Below are 18421 nucleotides of genomic sequence, written 5' to 3' on the forward strand. Positions count from 1 at the left end.
TGGTTGCGGGAAAGCCGGTTCATTCACAGAACGGACATTTGACGTTCGCGCTTGGCCTTTGATATAGTTCATCTGTAGAACCATTCGCCTATGAAACTATCTATGAGAAGGTGAGACCATGATCGACTGCAAGCTGCTGAGTCAGATTATCAGCCGTTACAAGTCGGCGATGTTCACGATGCAGCGACGGCTCAACGCCTTGATCCGGGACGAAATGCCGCAGGATCTGACGGTCGACCAATTCGCCACGCTCGAATACATCCGTTCGCGAGGGCAGTGCACCTCCTCGGAGCTGGCGGAAGTGTTTTGCGTCGGCAAGAGCTCCATCACGGCGATTATCTCGCGGTTGTTCGACAAGTCGCTCATCAGGCGGCTGCCCGACGACAAAGACCGGCGTGTGACCTATTTGCGATTGACCGAGGAAGGCGAACGTATGGCCGTGGACATCGACGGCAGGCTCGAAACCCTCCTCAGCCGATATATGGGGCACTTCGACGAGAAGGAAGCCACACAGTTCATAGAGACCTATGAAAAGCTGGCGCATGTGTTGGTCCAACCGATCGAGCAGGACGCGCCGGCGGGAGAGGAGAAGCGTCAAGAATGAGAGCGATGGTGAAGTTCAGGTGGATCGTGCTGGCCCTATGGCTGGCGGCGGTCGCGGGGCTCGTGCTGACGGCGCCGAACATGGCCGATCTGGTCCGGGATAAGGGGCAGATCACCGTGCCGGACGGCTATTCGTCCACGAACGCCTCCAAGTGGATCGCCGAGATGAGCGCCCAATCCCAGACCAGCCAGCGCGGGGAATCCACGGTGCTCGTGTTCGGGGGCAAGGAAAAGCTGAACGACGGAGATCTCGCGGAAATTCGGCGGGGAATCGACGAGCTGAAGGCGAAGCAGGAGGAACTCGGGATCTCTTCGGTCACCACCCACTTCGACACGCCGGAGCTGGCGAAGCAGATGGTATCCGGGGACGGCAAGACGGTTCTCGTGCTGCTGAACGTCGACGCCCACGGCAAAGAAACCGCCGACGCGCTGTACCGAGCCGTCGCGGATGTGAAGATCGAGCACTACTATACGGGCAACTGGCTGATTCAAGAAGACGTCATTCAAAGCTCCGAAGAAGGGCTGAAGAAGACGGAGTATATCACGGTAGCCTTTATCCTCGCCATCCTGTTCCTCGTGTTCCGCTCCGCCATCGCGCCGTTCATCCCGCTTCTGACGGTCGGGATCAGCTACGTGGCGGCGCAATCGGTCGTCTCCTACCTGGTCAAGTATGCGGAATTTCCGCTGTCGAACTTTACCCAGATCTTCATGGTCGCGGTCATGTTCGGGATCGGGACGGACTACTGCATCCTGTTGATCAGCCGATTCAAGGAAGAGCTCTCGCATAACGGCGGGAATAAAGTCCAAGCGATCCTGGATACGTACCGTACCGCGGGTAAGACGGTGCTCGTTTCCGGTCTCGCCGTCCTGGTCGGGTTCGCGTCGATCGGCTTCTCGACGTTCGGTCTGTACCGGTCGGCCGTCGCGGTCGCCGTCGGCGTCGCCGTGTTGATGATCGCGCTCGTCACGCTCGTGCCGTTCTTCATGGCTACGCTCGGGTCGGTCATCTTCTGGCCGGCGCGAGGCTCGCTCGAGCACAAGCCCAGCGGGCTGTGGGGCGCCGCCGGACGCTTCTCGCTGCGCAAGCCGCTGTGGGCGTTTATCCTGCTGCTTGTCGTGCTCGTTCCTTTCCTCAGCTTCTACAAAGGGACGACGTCGTTCAACTCGCTGGACGAAATCGGAGACAAGTACGACTCGGTACGCGGCTTCAACCGGATTTCGGACAGCTTCGGGCCCGGCGAGTCGCTGCCGACGAGTGTCGTCCTGAAGACGGACCATGCGCTCGATACGTCCGAAGGCCTCGCGATGATCGAGCAGGTATCCCGCGAGCTGGCCAAGGTGGACGGCGTCAAGACGGTCCGCAGCGCCACGCGTCCGACGGGCGAAGCGCCCTCGGACTTCCAGGTCGCCTCCCAGGTCGACACGCTGGGCAGCGGTCTGAACCAGGGCGCGGACGGCATCGACCAAGTCGCCAAGGGGTTGTCCGACGCGAGCAAGGAGCTGGAGAGCAACGCGTCCAAGCTGAGCGGAGCGGCCGCCGGCGCCGACAAGCTGGTGGACGGCACGCAGTCGCTGAAGCAGGGCGTCACCCAGCTTGGCGATGGTCTAAAGCGCATCGAGAAAGGGCTGCGCGACGGCTCGGTCGGCGCCAAGCAGCTGAGCGACGGGCTGGCGCAGGCCAAGGCGAGCGCCGATCAGTTGGCGGCCGCCAGCAAGCAGCTGGAGGACAGCTACAAGCAGCTGGACGGGGGGCTCGGCCAGCTCGCGACGGCGTATCGCGATCTCGCCCAGCAGCAGCAGGGGCTGACGCAAGGGCTCGCGGATCTCGGCCAAGGCCTCGGCGGCCTGGCCGAGAAATATCCCGAGCTCAAGCAGGACGCCGACTTCCAGCGGGCGCAGGGCTCGGTGACGCAGCTCCAAGCGGGCTCGGCCCAGCTCGGAGAAGGGCTGAAGCAATTGAACGACAAGCTGGCCGGCGTCAACCAAGGGCTGTCCCAAGCGAACGCGGGCTTCGCGCAAGCGGCGGACGGCCAGGCGAAGCTGGCCGCGGGACTCGCCAAGCTGTCGGCGGGCATCGCCGATTTGCAAGCCGGCATCGCGCAGGCGGCGGACGGCCAAGGCCAAGTCATCGCCAAGCTGCCGTCGATGTCGAGCGGCCTCGACCAGCTGGCGTCCGGCCAGCAGGCTATCGGATCGGGCTTTAAGCAGCTCAACGGCCAGCTCGGTCAGCTGACCGACGGGCTGAACCAGAGCGTGGACGGCCTGACCAAGGTAACCGGCGGGCTGAAATCCGCGCAGAGCTACATCGGAGAATTGACCTCGACGCCCGACAAGCAGCTGAGCGGCTGGTTCATTCCCGACGAAGCCATCCAAGATCCGGATTATCAGAAGGCGCTGGACGTCTATCTTTCGCCGGACCGCAAGATCGTCAAGTTCGACGTCATCTTCGGCGGCAATCCGTACGCGACCGAGACGATGGCGAAGACGCCGGACGTGCAGGCCGCAGTCGAACGCGCGCTCAAGGGAACGGCCTATGCGAAGGCGGACGTCGCGGTTGGCGGCGTAACGAGCATGAACCACGACCTGAAGACGATCTCGTCCGGCGACTATACGCGGACCGTCGTGCTTATGCTGGTCGGCATCGGGCTCATCCTGATCCTGATGTTCCGCTCGCTGGTCATCCCGCTTTACCTGATCGTGTCCCTGCTGGCCACGTACTTCACCTCGCTTGCGATCAACGAGCTGGTGTTCGTCCGGATCTTGGGCTATGCGGGCGCGAGCTGGGTCGTGCCGTTCTTCGGCTTCGTGCTGCTGATGGCGCTCGGCGTCGACTACAGCATCTTCCTGATGGACCGGTTCAAGGAATACCGCCATCTCCCGCCGCGGGAAGCGATCCTCAAGGCGATGATGAACATGGGCACCGTCATTTTGTCGGCGGCGGTCATCCTGGGCGGCACGTTCGCGGCCATGCTGCCGTCGGGTGTCATGTCGCTGCTCCAGATCGCGACGATCGTGCTGGGCGGACTGTTCCTGTACGCGCTGGTCGTGCTGCCGCTGTTCATCCCCGTCATGGTGCGGTTGTTCGGCGAAGCCAACTGGTGGCCGTTCATGGGACGGAACCGCGAGCCGCGCGAGGACGGCGCGGCTGCGCATGCGCCATCCTCCCGCCCGGTCCATGACAATTAATCGCGGCTGAATCGCGAGCCGAATGTTCCCTTTAAGATTTGAGAGCCTCCCGACCGCGGTTCGCGCGGCGGGGGGCTCTTTGCCGTCGGGCGCATGCGATGGAACGGACGACAAAGCGGGGGATCCAGATAGGGGATGGCGCGCGGGCGGCGAATAGGTTAAGCATAGGATTTCGATGCGAATCAGCGAGACTTGGGGGGAACGACCTGCGATGAGTCATTCAAAAGGAATGGGATGGAGCGTGCGCCCGCTGTCTGCCCCCGACGGCCGCGGGACGCCCGGGACGCCCGGGACGCAAAAAGGAATGGAAGTGCACGCGTATCTCGACGCCTGCGAGGATCGGATGGGGAGCTTTTTGCCGGCGGCTCGTCAGCTTGCCGAATGGCTGAACGGATGGTACCGCGAGGGACGGCGGGCGCCGGCCATCCGGACAAATCGATTCGTCATCCGGCCGGAGGAAGGAGAGGGGCTGAAGCTCGCGCTTCCGGACTTCGCTTCCAACGAGGCGTACGCGCGCTCGGAAGCCGATCCCGTCTATTCGCCCCCGGAGGAAAGCGGTAGCGCGGCTAGCCGCGACGAACGTGGAGATCTGTACGCGCTCGGCGTTGTTTTTTACGAATGGCTGACGGGACGGCTACCGCTGAGCGCGGCCGATGCGGCCGAGTGGGCATACGTTCGCAAGGCTGTCCGGCCCGAGCCGGTTCGGACCTACGACCGTCTCATTCCCGAATCCGTCTCGGCCATCGTGGCCAAGCTGCTCGCCAAGTCGCCCGAGGAACGCTATCAGAGCGCGGCTGGGCTGCAAGCGGATCTGGCGCGCTGCGAGGCAGATTGGGCGAGGGAGCGGCGGATCGCGCCGTTTCCGCTTGGGACGCGCGACCGCTCGTCGGCGCTCCGCCGGTCCGGGCCGCTGCGGGGACGAGAAGCCGAAGAGGCGCGCTTCGAGGAGATTTGGACCCGCTGTGCGGGCGGGAGTGCCGCCGCTTTGATGATCGCCGGCGCTGAAGGCGTAGGCAAATCTGTCCTGGCGAGCGCGCTCGTCCGCCGCGTCGAGGGGGAGGCGACGGTTGTCACCGGCAAGTTCGACCCGCTGCTCCGCGGCAGGCCGTACGAGCCGCTCGCGGAGGCGCTGCGGGTCTGGGTCCGGCGGCTGCTGACGGAGCCCGAGGAGCGGCTCGGCGCCTGGAAGCGCAAATTGCAGCGCGGGCTAGGCTCGGGGTGCGCCTTGCTGGCCGAGCTCGTGCCGGAGCTGAAGCTGCTGGTCGAACCGCCCGCGAAGACGGAGGCGATGCCGGAGGCCGCCGCCGAGCGTCGGTTTCAAGCCGCGTTTTTGAACATGATGCATCTGTGCTGCGAGGCCGCGCGTCCTCTGGTTGTGCTGCTCGACGATCTGCATTGGGCGGACAAGGCGAGCTGGAAGCTGCTGCAGGCGCTGATGGCGGACCGGCGGATAAAGGGACTGCTTCTGATCGGCACTTATCGTCCTGCCGAAGAGGAGGAACGGGAGGCGGCGACGGGGGAGGATCGGTCGCGCGCTTCAGGGCGCGCCGATGGTCTGGAGGGGCCGACTCGGCCGGACCCGGAGGAAGAGCTGCGGGAGATGTCGCGGCACGCCGGGGTGCACCGCCTGTCGCTTTTTCCGCTGCCTCTTCGGGAGCTGAACCGGGTCGTCTCCGACGCGCTGGGTTCCGCCGAAGAGGAGGTGTACGGCCTGTCGGCGCTCCTGTTCCGCAAGACGGCGGGCAATCCGTATTACAGTCGCCGGCTGCTGCAGAAGATCCACGAAGGCGGGCTGCTCCGTTACCGGCCCGCGACGGAGGACTGGATCTGGGACGCGCAGGCGATCGAAGAGACGGAGGACGACGAGTCGCTCGTTCGATTCATGGTTCGCGAGATTCGCCGGCTGCCGGACGGTACCCGGCAGCTGTTGACGATCGCCGCCGCGCTCGGCGGCGCGTTCGAGGCGGCCTTCCTGGCCGAGGTCGCCGGCCTCCCGTTGGCAGACGTCTTCCGCGGGTTGGCCCCCGCGGCGGCCGCGGGACTGCTCCTGCCGGACGGGGAGGCGGAGCGTGCGCCGGCGTTCGGCGGCGAAGGAGACCCCGGGACGCCTGCCGCGGGGCACGGCGGCTTCTCGGCGCCCGCCGCTTACCGGTTCGGACACGACCGGGTCCGGCAGACGGCGTACGCCGAGCTGACTCCCGACCGCCGCAGGGACGTTCACGCGAAGGCGGGCCGGCTGATACTGGCGCGCAGCGAGGGCGACGAGCGGGAACAGCGGCTGTTCGAGATCGTTGGCCATCTCAACCTGGGGATGGGCGGGAAGGTCGGGACGCCTGCAGGCGAGTCGGATACGTCCTTGCTTGCCCGGCTTAGCCTTCGGGCCGGCCGGAAGGCGAAAGCCGCGTTCGACTACGGCGCGGCCCGGCACTACCTGTCGTCCGCGGAGTCGCTGCTCGGCCCCGAAGCATGGGAACGCGACTTTGATGCGCGGTTCGAGCTGGCGCTCGACCGGCTGTCCTGCGAGTACGCGCTGGGCGACCTGGCGTCGGCGGACGCCATGGCGGGGCAATTGATGGCCAAAGCGCGCCGCAAGCGAGACCGTGTTCGCGTGTATAAGGTTCAAATGGACCACCATATCAACGCCAACCGGCATCGCGAGACGATCACCTGGGGGTTCAAACTGCTGGACGACTATGGCGTCCGCCTGCCGAGGCGGGCCGGGAAATGGACCGCGCTTCGGGAGCTGGCGCTCACGCGGGCGATGCTTCGGCTGCGGATTTCCCGCATCGAGCGTCTGCCGGAGATGCGCGAGGCCGATCTGCGGAGCGTGTCGGAGGTGCTGGTGGCGATGGCCAACGCCGCCGGCTTTTCCGACGACAAGCTGCTCGCCGTCCTCGTCTCGAGGGCGGTGCGGCTGTCGCTCCGCCACGGCAACGGTCCGGTCTCGCCGGAGGCGTACGCGGCGTTCGCGGGCATCGTCGGCCTCGCGTTTCGGGACGAGCGTCAGGCCGACCGGCTGGCGCGGGCCGCGCTTCGGCTGGCGGACGCGCCCGGCGTCGGCGTCTTCCGCAAAAACAATGTGTACGGAGCGCTCTACCCGCTCATGATCCGCCTGCGGCCGCTTCGGCACATGGAACCTTACCTCCGGCAGCTCGAGCAATTCACAGAGGAGAGCGGATCGACGTATTCTTCGGGCATCTTGGCGAGCATGCGGGCGGGGGTGAACTACCTTTCGGGCCGGTTGTATCGGTTGGCAGGCGACCTTCCGCGGGGGGAGGCGCTCGCGGAGGAGCTCCGGGATACGTTCCTTCGCTCGCTGTTTCGGCTGTACGGGGGGTTCCTCCGGCATTTGCAGGACCGGGCGGAAGAACGGCTGCTGTTGGCCGGGGACGAGGCGCGGGAAGCGGAATGGGTCGCGGACATCCGGGCCGACGAGACCCGCACGCTGCTGCTCAGCCAGTATTATACGCTGCGCATCCAGCTCGTCTGCCTGCTCGGCCGGCCTTCCGAGGCGGTACGCCTGGCCGAGGACGGCCGTGAGGCGCTGCGGGCGGTTCCTTTTGTGCCGTACTACCGGGAGTATCTGCTGTACGCCGGCGTTGCCGCCGCCCAAGCGCTCGCGGAGGGCGCCGGGCCGCTTGCGCGAACCGCACGCAAGCTGCTCGCGGACGCGCTGCGCCAGATGAGGGCGGCCGCCGCTGCGGTTCCCGACAACTACGCGCACAAGCTCGTGCTGCTGGAAGCGGAGACGGCCCGGCTCCACGGGAAAGGACGTCGGGCGGAGGTGGCCTACGAGCGCGCGGCGAACCTGGCGCGGGAGCAGGAGGCCTACCTGGATGCGGCACTGGCGGGCGAGCGGGCGGCTTCATGGTACCGGGATCGGGGACGGGCGACGACGGCTTCGGCATTCGCTTGGTCCGCATACCTGGACTATCTGCGGGCGGGTGCAACCGTCAAGGCGGAACGGATGCGGGAGGCGTACGACGGATTCGGCCGCTCACAGGCCCCGGTCGCCGCGACGCTGAGGGAGGAAGCGGCACCTGCGGCGGAACTTGTACGAGGTCCGGACCGGGAAGGGGAGGGCTTTGCAGGTCCAGTGAGAGAGAATAAGGTCGATGCCGAGGACGGCGACCTTGCCGCGGGGGCGGAGGGCGCCGAGCGCCACGCGGCCGCCGCTGCGTCGGACGCGTGGCGGGACATCCGCCTCCTCCGAGGCATGTCCGGCGTGCTGGCCGCCGGACGGCCGGTGGACGAGCAAGTCCGCGAGCTGCTGCGTCTCCTCGCGATGCACGCCGGCGCGCAGAAAGCGTGTCTCGTCGTCGGCGGCGATCCGAAGTCGGCGTCGGTCGCCGCCGTTTGGTCCGCCGGGCGGTATGAGCGGCCCGACCCGCCTGTGCCGGTCGAGGACAGCCCGGACTTGTGCGCGGGCGCCGTGCAGTATGCGCTTCGCACGGCCTCGGCTCTCGGGATTGAAGACGCGGCGGGGGATCCGACGTTTGCCGGGGATCCCTATGTTCGGCTGCATCGCGTCCGCTCGCTTTACGCGCTGCCTATCCCGTCCGCCGCCGGTCGTCCGGGACTGCTCTACCTGGAGAACGCGCTGATCGCGGGCGCGTTCGCGGAGCCGCAGCCGGAGCTGTGGCATGTCGTGGCCGCTCAGACGTTTTCGCTGCTGTCCATTGAAGCGGGGGACGCGGCACTTGCAGAGACGGGAGCGGAGCTGGATCCGTTGACCGGACGGGAGCGGGAGGTGCTGGCCGTGCTCGCAGCCGGTTTGTCCAACAAGGAGATGGCCGCGCAGTTGGGATTGACCGAAGGCACCGTCAAGGTGCATATCAATCGCATCTATTCCAAGCTCGGCGTCAAACGCCGCACCCAGGCCGTCGAGGCGGCGCGTCGGCGGGGGCTGGTCTAGTCGGGCCTGTGTAGACGGGGCTCCGAGAATTCGTCGGTATTTCCGCACATCTCGCTGCCGAAGAAGCTTCCCTGCCGTGAGATCATCGGTTTTTCCGCACATCTCGCTGCCGAAGAGGCAACTTGGCCGGGAATTAGTCGATATTTCCGCACATCTCGCTGCCGAAGAGGCCACTTGGTCGGGAGTTAGTCGATATTTCCGCACATCTCGCTGCTGAAGAGGTCACTTGGTCGGGAGTTAGTCGATATTTCCGCACATCTCGCCGCTGAAGAGGCCACTTGGTCGGGAGTTAGTCGATATTTCCGCACATCTCGCTGCCGAAGAGGTCACTTGGTCGGGAGTTAGTCGATATTTCCGCACATCTCGCTGCTGAAGAGGCCACTTGGTCGGGAGTTAGTCGAAATTTCCGCACATCTCGCTGCCGAAGAGGCAACTAGGCCGGGAGTTAGTCGATATTTCCGCAAATCTCGCCGAAGCCGCGGCAGATGCGGGATTCGAGCATTTTTTTTCGGGGCGTATATCTTTCGATATACGCTTTTTTTGCATGCGCCTGCTATCATCTGGGTTCGGCCGGATATGAAAGCGAGGGAGATGCGATGAAAGAAAAAGGAATCATCGAAGCGAAACAAAGGGGAAGGAGGAGACGCGGCCTCGCATGGCTGCTGGCGGCCGCCATCGCGGTTCAACTGCTGGGAGGACTCGCGGGGCCGGGAGCCGGACAGGCCTTGGCCGACGGAGGGACCGTGACGGACCCGACGTTCGCGGTCAGTTCACCGGACGGGAGCGGGCGCGTGAAGTGGACGATCGGCTTTACGACAGGCCGCGAGCTGATCGGCTTTCACGCGATCTCGATCGCCGTGCCGAACCGGATGCTCTCGGGCACGGGGTACGCGGTCGCGGCCGGCGGCGCGACTTACGCGATTCCCGGCGGAGCCGTCCAATACAGCGGCAATACGGTAACGCTGAACGGCTCCTTTGCCATCGCGGCCTCCACGTATGCGGAAGTAACGCTGACGACATCCGCCGTGCCCGTCGCCGGGACGTACCCTGCGAACGCCTTGGCGGTCTGGACGGACGTCGACCCAAGCCCGGCGCACCCGGCCGAGGCGTTGCGAATCGCCAACCATCCGTCTACCTCGGTATCGGACGTGTCGTTCTCCGCAAGCCCGCCTCTTCGCGGGGCGGAAGCGACCTGGACGATCCGCTTCTCGACCAGCGCCAAAGGGGCGATGTCCTCGGGAGTGGAGACGATCGCGGTGGCCGCTCCGGACGGCACCCGATTCTCGTCCGCCATCGAGCACTACGCGGTGAATGGCGTGGCGCCGAACGCGGTGCGGGTGAGTCCGACCGGCAACCTGGCGGAGCTGACCCTCCCTGCGAGCGTTCCGATCGGCAATAACGGCTACGTAGCCGTAACGGCTTCGCATACGCTGAATCCGCAGAGCGCGGGCACCGTGGACGATTATGCGGTGTGGACCAGCGTCGACGAGACGGCGGCGCATCCTGCCGCCGTCCCTCCGCTGCAATCGGGCGTAGGCGAGCCGACCATCGAGCCGGACCGCCTGGACGCTCGAGCCGAGGCGACCTGGACCGTATCTTTGGTCGCCACAAGCGGCCTGACGGCAGGTCAGCGGCTTTACCTCGCCGCGCCGGAAGGCACGGTATTTCCCGAAGGCGCGGACAGCTATACGCTGGATGGCAAGGCGCCGAGCGCTGTCGCCTATGTCGGGAGCGCGCGCAACCGGATCGAGATCACGCCGACGAACGCGCCCGGAGGGGCGCCTGCCGCCGCGCCGGGTCAACGCATAACGGCCGCGATACGCGGCGTTGTCAATCCGCCGGCCGGCACATACGGGACGGCCGATTACCAGGTTTGGACGGATGCGGATCCGATCCGCGTATTGCCGGAAGTTCCGCCGGCTTTCGCCAACCGTCCGGCCTCCGCGGTAAGCGGCGCGTCGTTCTCGCTCACGTCCGCCGAAGCCGGGGAGCCGTCCGTCTGGACGGTGAGCTTCGCGACCGGGCCGGCCGGCGCGCTGCGGGCGTTTGCCGATACGATCGTGCTGGAAGCGCCGGCGGGAACGGTATTCGGCGGCACCGCCCGAGACTATGCAGTGAACGGTGCTCGAGCGAGCAGGGTGGAAACGACCGGCAGCAAGGTTGTGATCGCCCTGCCCGTCCCGATCGGCGACGCCGGCCCCGTCACCGTCGAGGCGCCCGTACGGAGCAATCCGCCCGCAGGGACGTACGGGGCCGAAACGCTGACGGTCCGAACGAGCGTGGATCCGGTTCCGGTGCATCCCGAAGCTGGACTGGAGGTGTCGCCAACGCCGCCTGACGTGAGCTTCGCCGCCGGTTCCGGCGCGCCGGAAACGGCATCGTCCTGGACGATCCGGTTCAAGGCGGACGGGCGGCTTGGCCCTTGGGCCACAGTCTGGGTCGAAGGACCGGCCGGCACTGTGTTCGTCGAAGACGCATCCCGATACGCGGTCAACGGACGGACGCCTCTGCAGGCGTTCTACGACATGTCCGGCGCTGCCCATCGGATCGGTCTCGTGCTGCCGGAGAATTTTCCGGCCGTGTCGGCAGGCGGCCGGGTAACCGTCGCGGCGGACGGGACGGTGAGCCCGACTTCCGGAGATTATCCTGCCGAGCGCTTCGGGGTATCGATCGACAACGGCGCAAGCTGGCGCCATCCGCCGACGGGACTGACGTTCGGCTACGCGCCGAGCGGCGTCGACTTCCGGCCCGACTCCCTCTATGCGGGGGAAAAGGCGAGTTGGACGATCGTCTTCCGTACCGGCGAACACGGCGCAATGACCGGCGGCAGCGGAACGGTACTGCTGACGGGAGCCGAGGGGACGGTCTTTCCGGCCGCCCCGGAAAGCTATCGGGTCGGGGGCGCGCCGCCTACCGCGGTAGACGTGCTAGCCGATCGCCGCGTTCGGCTCGTCCTGCCGCAGGATGTCCCGGCCCGTGGTGAGGTATCCATACAGGTGCGCGAGGTGCGCAACCCGCCTGCCGACACCTATCCGGGCAGCCGGTTTACGGTTGCGACCGGCGCCGAGATCGTGGCGGCTCCGATGGCGGGCGCGCTCGCGTTTGCAACACGGCCGGTCGATCCTCCGGTCGATCCGCCAGTGGATCCCCCTGTAACTCCGCCGTCGACGGGCGCTCCCGGACCTTCGGCGCCTGCCGATTCGGCGCAATTCTGGGTGTCGGCCGAGCAAGGAGGGGCCTACACGTTCGGCGGATTCACGATCTCGATCCCTCCCGGCGCGGCGGAGCGCTCGTTTTGGCTCACGATCCGCAAGCTCGGGAGCGTCGAAGCGTCCGCCGACCGGTCGCTTGCGCCGAAGAGCGCGGCGTACGAGGTGCTGAAGAACGTCGCGGGGGACTTCCTGAAGCCGGTCCGCATCGTCATGCGTCCCGACGAGGCCGCGAAGGACGGATTTACGGGCGCGATTTACGCCTACGACCAAGCGGACAAAGCATGGCGCCGTCTGGACAGCACCCCGGGCGAAAACGGTGTCGCGGCGACCGTATCGCGCGTCGGGACGTTCGCCGTCTTCGCCGCCGATGACGCGGTGAAGCCGGAGCAGCCGGCCGAGACGCCGCGTTTCTCGGACACGAAAGGGCACTGGGCCGAAGGGCGTCTCGCCGAGGCGGCCGCGCTCAAGCTCGTCCAGGGCTTCCCGGACGGAACCTTCCGGCCGAACGAGGCCGTCACGCGCGAGCAGTTCGCCGTCCTGCTCGTCCGGGCGCTGAAACCGACGGACGAGGCGCCGCTCACGTTCCGCGACGCCGGCCGGATCTCTCCGTGGGCGAGCGCCGACCTCGGCAAGGCGGCGCGCGCCGGTATCGTGAGCGGGTACGAGGACCAAACGGTTCGTCCGTCGGCCCCCGTACTCCGCGCGGAGGCGGCCGTCATGGTCGCCCGCGCGCTCGGGCTCGCATCCGGGTCGGCGGGAGAGGAGCTTTACGCGGACGCGGAGCAAATCCCGTCCTGGGCTTTCGCGGCAGTCGCGACGGCGGCGGAGCAGGGGGTCATGATCGGCGACGCCGATGGACGCTTCCGTCCGCAAGCGCCGATCACGCGGGCCGAGGCGGCCGTGATCGTCCTTCGGGTGGCCGATCTCCTTCGGTAGCGTCGTAAGCTCGATCGCCGGTGCCATTCACGCCAAGCGGCTGTTCCGCCGAGTCTCGCCAGAGACCGGCAGAACAGCCGCTTTTCTTTCGTTACGGCCAATGAACCGTCTTGATGTACGTCAAATGCCGCAAAAGTACGACTGGAATATGCCGTCATACAGGCGCGGCGGCAGCGCGATGGACAAACGCTTTCGCCTGTTTTTGCAAGAGTTGGCGCTTGTCATTGACAAAGTCGTCCATTGCTTCATAGGTTGCATCATCAACCATTGGGAGGTGTAGACAGATTGGGAAAAGGAAATAAAGCCGGCAAAAGAAACGGAGCAGGAAAAGGAGAGGCTCGGGAAGCCCCCGTGAAAAATCACTTCGGCGCCATTCCGGCGGCGGGACCGGCATTTCCCGGAGGTCAAAGCTGGGGGATTTTCGATCGGCACAGAAGCGGCAGAACGGGCCGTACCGGCATGGTCGGGCATCGTACGGGCGTGGTCGGGCATCGTACCGGCATGGTCGGGCATCGTACCGGCATCGTCGGGCATCGTACGGGCGTGGTCGGGCATCGTACGAGCGTGGTCGGGCATCGTACGGGTATGGTCGGGCATCGTACCGGCGTGGTCGGGCATCGTACGGGGTTAACCGGCCGGACAGGCCATACAGTCATGCCCGGAGGCTTCCCGGGGTGGCTCGGCGGTATGGGGTACATGGGGTTGGGCGGAGATCTCATGGGGGGGACCGGCGGACAGAACGGCTGGTACAGCGGCGGACTCGGCACAGGCGTAAGCCCGAGTCGTAGCGGTGGGCGCGGCGCAGGTCATAGCGGCGGACACACCGGTCAGTCCGGCAAAGTAAAATAAAAGGATGTTGAGCCGCCGGACCATCGCGTCCGGCGGTTTTCACGTGTTCGCGTCCGTGCGCCGCCGCCGACCCGTGATGTTCGCCGTTCCGCTTTTGTACGCGGGGCATATGTTACCTGACCGATAACGACTGCCGTTGTTGGAAAGGCGGAACGAGGCATGCGCATTCCGATTCGATCGCTGGCGATCGCCGAAGCAGACCTGCATCAGATGGAAAGGGACTTGTGGAAAGACAAGTACGTCTTTGGGACACTGCTCACGAACGGTCAGACGGTGCCGGTAAAGGTACGTTATCGCGGCGGACATACCCGGGCGTATCCCAAGCGATCCTACGAAGTCGTGCGGGACGGGCAGACCTTCCACTACAACGCCGAGTTCGACGATCCTTCCCTGATCCGGAACGCGCTTTCCTTCTGGTTCATCGAGCGGCTCGGCCTTCCCTCCCCGCGGACGAAGCACGTGCGGTTGTTCCTGAACGGCATTCCTCTTGGCACTTATCTGGAAATCGAAGCGGTGGAGAAAGGATTTTTCAGCCGAAGAAGGATCGGCGCAAAATCTTTATTTTACGCGATAAACGATTACGCCGACTTCCGGCGGCCGTCCGGCTCTTCGCCGCTTTACGGCTATGAGCGTCAATCGGGCGGAGCGTCCGAGAGCGCGAGGCTGCTTTCTTTTTTGCACGGCATTCACCGCCATAAAGGCAAAGCATTCGCTCGCTACGCAAGCCGACATCTGGATGTAGACAATTATTTGAAATGGCTGGCCGGAGCGGTGCTTACCGGCAATTACGACGGCTTCGACCAAAATTACGCCCTGTATCGCCATGCCGGATCGGGGAAATGGCGAATGATCCCATGGGATTACGAAGGGACCTGGGGGCGCAATTGTTTCGGCAAGCTGGTGGAAAGCGACCTCGTCGCCGTCCGGGGCTACAACCATCTGACGGAAAAACTGCTCGCCCATCGGCCGTTTCGGCTGCGTTACAAGGCGATTTTGCGCAGGGCGCTCGGCGGCTTGTTTACGGAACGGCGCATTATGCCTCGCGCGATGGCCATGCACCGGGCCATCGATTCGTTTTATCGCGAGGACCGTCGGACCAGGTGGTCTTACGAACTGTTTCTCGGGGAGCCGGACGTGATTCGCGATTACATCTCGCAGCGCCGTCCGATTATCGCGAGGGAGTTAATGAGACTCTGACATATCGGCCGACACGGCGAAAAAGGCGCATCCATGAGCCAGCAAGCTGGTCCATCGGATGCGCCGAAGCCGTGTTTGCTTAGGCGTTCGTCATCCCAAATCGGGGAAGTCCTGCAGCGTGACCGCCGCTTCCTTCGTGCCGTGCAGTTCAAAGACGACGATTTCGTTGTTCCCTTTTCGCAGCAGCGGACCGGGCAGATACAGCGCCTTTTGCGGGCCGACCTCCCAATAGCGGCCGAGGTTGAAGCCGTTCACGAAGACGACGCCTTTCGTCCACCCCGCCATATGGACGAACGTGTCGAGAGGCTCGTCCACCTGGAACGTCGTCCGGTAGAAGACGGGACCGCAGGCCGCCGCGCCTTCCGCCTCAGGCGCCGCCGCATGCTTTGCGTAGACCAGCTTCGACAGATCGTCGAGCGGCAGCGAACGCATCGTCCAATCGGAGAGGAACTGGCGCTCGAAGCGCACGCCTTCGCTGATCCCTTTCGGATCGTCCATCTTCCAGCCGTAGTTGATGCGCCCCATATTTTCCACGAGGATGTCCAGCCGAACGCCGCCTTCCGGCACTTCGAAGACGAGATCGTGCGCCTTCGGCTCCAGCAAGAGGTCGTGGCTGTTGCGCTCGATGACGCCTTGGTAGACGCCGTCCACGAATACGAGCGCGCGGTCGCGCACCTCCTGCAGCGTGAGCTTGCTCGCGGGTCTAGGACCGGACAAATGCGTCGAGTACAGCATAAAGCCGTAGTCCTGGTCCAGCGCCTCCATCGTTTCCGTGAAGGGGCGTTCCACCGGCGCGGACAAGGCGTCCAGGGAGCCGAAGAGCTCGGCGCGCTCCGTCATCGCGAGGCGGCCGTAGCTGCCCTTCCGGGACGGCTCGGGCAGCGGGATATCCGGCAGCTTCGCATACTTGCCGATGACGTCGCGCATGGCGCGATACTTGTCCGTGATGTCGCCCCACTCGGTGAGCAGCGCGTTGTAGTCGTAGCTGGTGATCGTCGGCTCATGCTTGTCGAAGAAGTTGGCCCCGTTGTAAAAGCCGAAGTTCGTCCCGCCGTGGAACATGTAAAAGTTGACCGAAGCCCCGGCGCGCAAAATGCGGTCGAGTACGTCCGCCACGTCGTCCCAGCCGCGTACGTGGTGCTCCTCGCTCCAGTGGTCGAACCACCCGTTCCAATATTCCATGCACATGACCGGCGCGTCCGGCTGGTACGCCTTCAGCTTGGCGAACGCCTCCTCCGGCCGGGAACCGAAGTTGACCGTCGCGAGCGCGCCTTCGACCGTGCCGCCTTGCAGCATGTGGTCTTCGGGGCCGTCCGAAGTGAACAGCAGCACGTCGATGCCGCGGTCGACCATGCCTTGGCGGATATGGTTCAGGTACCGCTTGTCGTTGCCGTAGCTGCCGTATTCGTTCTCGATCTGCATGGCGATGATCGGGCCGCCGTTCGTGCAGAGGAGGGGGACAAGCTTCGGAAGCAGCGCGTCGAAATAGGCGTCGACCTTGTCCAGGAAAGGCTGGTAATAACAGCGCAGCCGCATGTTCCGGTCCTTGAGCAGCCAGGCGGGCAAGCCGCCGAATTCCCATTCCGCGCAAATGTAGGGGCTGGGCCGCACGATGACCAGCAGTTCCAGCTCGGCGGCGATCTCGATAAACCGGGCGAGGTCCGCACCGCAGTCAAAGCGGAATTGTCCTTCCTTGGGCTCGTGGACGTTCCAGGCGACGTAGGTTTCGACGGTGTTGAAGCCGCAAGCTTTGAGCTTGAGGAGCCGGTCCCGCCATTGCTCCGGGAGCATGCGGAAATAGTGGATGGCCCCAGAGATGATCTGGATCGGTTGGCCGTTCAGCAAAAAGTCGGAACCTGCGGTCGTAAAGGTCGCCATTCGAATATCGCCTCTTTGTGTGGGATGAGTGGATATGATAATGACATTTTAAATCATAATTATGATTGATTCAATCATAATCTGGCGAACGGGCGCATAAAAAACCGCCGTCCGACGGCCGCCTTAGAGAAGGGGCTTCGAACGGCGGTTGGATCAAGGAGACCAGCTTCGTCACGGCGTCCCGATCATCTTCTCCGGCCGCACGTACGTATCGAACTGCTCTTCCGTCAGCAGTCCCGTGCGGAGGGCGGCTTCGCGCAGCGTGAGCCCTTCCTTGTGGGCCAGCTTGGCGATCTTGGCGGCATTCTCGTAGCCGATATGCGGGTTCAGCGCGGTGACGAGCATGAGCGACCGCGACAGGTTGCGGTCCAGCACCTCGCGGTTCGGCTCGATGCCGACGGCGCAGTGCTCGTCGAACGACCGCATCGCGTCCGCTAGCAAACGGACGGATTGCAGGAAAGCGTTCAGGATGACCGGCTTGAACACGTTCAGCTCGAAGTTGCCCTGGCTCGCCGCGAAGCCGATCGTCGCGTCGTTGCCCATCACCTGGCATGCGACCATCGTCAGCGCCTCGCACTGCGTCGGATTGACCTTGCCGGGCATGATCGAGCTGCCCGGCTCGTTCTCCGGGATCGTGATCTCTCCGATCCCGCTGCGCGGGCCGCTGGCGAGCCAGCGCACGTCGTTCGCGATCTTCATGAGGTCGGCCGCGAGCGCCTTCAGGGCGCCGTGGACGTAGACGGTCTGGTCGTGGCTCGTCAAAGCGTGGAACTTGTTCGGCGCGCTGACGAACGCCTTGCCGCCCGTCTCCCGGCCCAGCGCCTCCGCGACGCGATCGCCGAATTCGGGGTGCGCGTTGATCCCGGTGCCGACGGCCGTGCCGCCGATCGCGAGCGACTTCATCGCGTCGATGCTGGATCGGATCATCTCTTCGGTCGTCGCGAGCATCGCATGCCAGCCGCTGATCTCCTGCCCGAGCGTGAGCGGGGTGGCGTCCTGCAAATGCGTGCGGCCGATTTTGACGATGTCCGTGAACGCCTCGGACTTGGCTTTCAGCGTCCCTTTGAGCTGCGCCAACGCGGGCAGCAGCGTATCCTCGACGGCGACGACGCCGGCCACATGCATCGCGGTCGGGAATGTGTCGTTCGAGCTTTGGGAACGGTTCACGTCGTCGTTGGGATGCACGCGCTTGTCGCTGCCCTTCGCTTCGAGCAGTTGGTTGCCGCGGCGGGCGAGCACCTCGTTCACGTTCATGTTCGACTGCGTGCCGCTCCCGGTCTGCCAGACGACGAGCGGGAAGTGGTCGTCCCACCGGCCCGCGATCACCTCGTCCGCCGCCGTCACGATCGCCTCCGCCTTGTCCGCGTCCAGCTGCCCCAGCGTTTGGTTCGCTTGGGCCGCCGTTTTTTTCAGCATGGCGAACGCCCGGATCAGCTCCAGCGGCATCCGCTCGCCCCCGATCCGGAAGTGCTGGCGGCTGCGCTCCGTCTGCGCGCCCCACATGGCCTCCGCCGGCACCTGGATTTCGCCCATCGTGTCTCGTTCCGTCCGATATGCCATGACCGATTCCTCCTCCTGTCCAAGCGGTAATCCCGGGATGGTTTCCCTTCTATGTTACCCTATTCCGGCCGGCTTACCTATATGG

At 65.0% G+C, this 18421-nt stretch carries 8 protein-coding genes; 6 read left to right on the top strand and 2 right to left on the bottom strand.

Annotation, left to right across the window (positions count from 1 at the left end; translation table 11 throughout):
• Nucleotides 1-118: 118 nt before the first annotated feature.
• The 6 genes from LKX83_RS18655 to LKX83_RS18685 all read left to right on the top strand — a co-directional run bounded on the left by LKX83_RS18655 (nucleotide 119) and on the right by LKX83_RS18685 (nucleotide 14898).
• On the top strand, nucleotides 119-604 hold the full coding sequence (locus LKX83_RS18655; protein ID WP_227883805.1) for a MarR family winged helix-turn-helix transcriptional regulator: 486 nt from the start codon (nucleotides 119-121) through the stop codon (nucleotides 602-604).
• The gene (locus LKX83_RS18660; protein WP_227883806.1) at nucleotides 601-3789 is read left to right on the top strand and encodes an MMPL family transporter; all 3189 of its coding nucleotides are present in this window, start codon (nucleotides 601-603) and stop codon (nucleotides 3787-3789) included. The genes LKX83_RS18655 and LKX83_RS18660 overlap by 4 nt, the downstream gene beginning before the upstream one ends.
• 211 nt (nucleotides 3790-4000) lie before the next feature.
• Complete coding sequence (locus tag LKX83_RS34140) at nucleotides 4001-8704, top strand: AAA family ATPase (protein ID WP_304518338.1); 4704 nt, start codon at nucleotides 4001-4003, stop codon at nucleotides 8702-8704.
• Between the two features lie 596 nt (nucleotides 8705-9300).
• Nucleotides 9301-12852, top strand: coding sequence for an S-layer homology domain-containing protein (locus tag LKX83_RS18675; RefSeq protein ID WP_227883807.1), 3552 nt, complete (start codon nucleotides 9301-9303; stop codon nucleotides 12850-12852).
• A gap of 285 nt (nucleotides 12853-13137) precedes the next feature.
• On the top strand, nucleotides 13138-13701 hold the full coding sequence (locus tag LKX83_RS18680; RefSeq protein ID WP_227883808.1) for a hypothetical protein: 564 nt from the start codon (nucleotides 13138-13140) through the stop codon (nucleotides 13699-13701).
• A 159-nt stretch (nucleotides 13702-13860) separates the two neighbouring features.
• On the top strand, nucleotides 13861-14898 hold the full coding sequence (locus LKX83_RS18685) for a CotH kinase family protein (RefSeq protein WP_227883809.1): 1038 nt from the start codon (nucleotides 13861-13863) through the stop codon (nucleotides 14896-14898).
• A 90-nt stretch (nucleotides 14899-14988) separates the two neighbouring features.
• Here LKX83_RS18685 and LKX83_RS18690 read toward each other — a convergent pair whose 3' ends face one another.
• A complete protein-coding gene (locus LKX83_RS18690) occupies nucleotides 14989-16776 on the bottom strand; it encodes a glycoside hydrolase family 35 protein (RefSeq protein WP_227883810.1) in 1788 nt (595 codons plus the stop codon).
• 171 nt (nucleotides 16777-16947) lie between these two features.
• Entirely contained in the window at nucleotides 16948-18336 is a 1389-nt protein-coding gene (fumC, locus tag LKX83_RS18695) for a class II fumarate hydratase (protein WP_227883811.1), read from the bottom strand.
• Nucleotides 18337-18421: the final 85 nt, after the last annotated feature.

It is taken from the genome of Cohnella baijiui (assembly GCF_020731285.1).
Lineage (GTDB): Bacteria > Bacillota > Bacilli > Paenibacillales > Paenibacillaceae > Cohnella.

Excerpts from the sequence above, each read along its gene's own strand:
- LKX83_RS18660 (WP_227883806.1), top strand. The coding sequence starts at position 601 with ATGAGAGCGATGGTGAAGTTCAGGTGGATCGTGCTGGCCCTATGGCTG.
- LKX83_RS18655 (WP_227883805.1), top strand. The coding sequence starts at position 119 with ATGATCGACTGCAAGCTGCTGAGTCAGATTATCAGCCGTTACAAGTCG.
- fumC (WP_227883811.1), bottom strand. The coding sequence starts at position 18,336 with ATGGCATATCGGACGGAACGAGACACGATGGGCGAAATCCAGGTGCCG.
- LKX83_RS18685 (WP_227883809.1), top strand. The coding sequence starts at position 13,861 with ATGCGCATTCCGATTCGATCGCTGGCGATCGCCGAAGCAGACCTGCAT.
- LKX83_RS34140 (WP_304518338.1), top strand. The coding sequence starts at position 4,001 with ATGAGTCATTCAAAAGGAATGGGATGGAGCGTGCGCCCGCTGTCTGCC.
- LKX83_RS18690 (WP_227883810.1), bottom strand. The coding sequence starts at position 16,776 with ATGGCGACCTTTACGACCGCAGGTTCCGACTTTTTGCTGAACGGCCAA.
- LKX83_RS18675 (WP_227883807.1), top strand. The coding sequence starts at position 9,301 with ATGAAAGAAAAAGGAATCATCGAAGCGAAACAAAGGGGAAGGAGGAGA.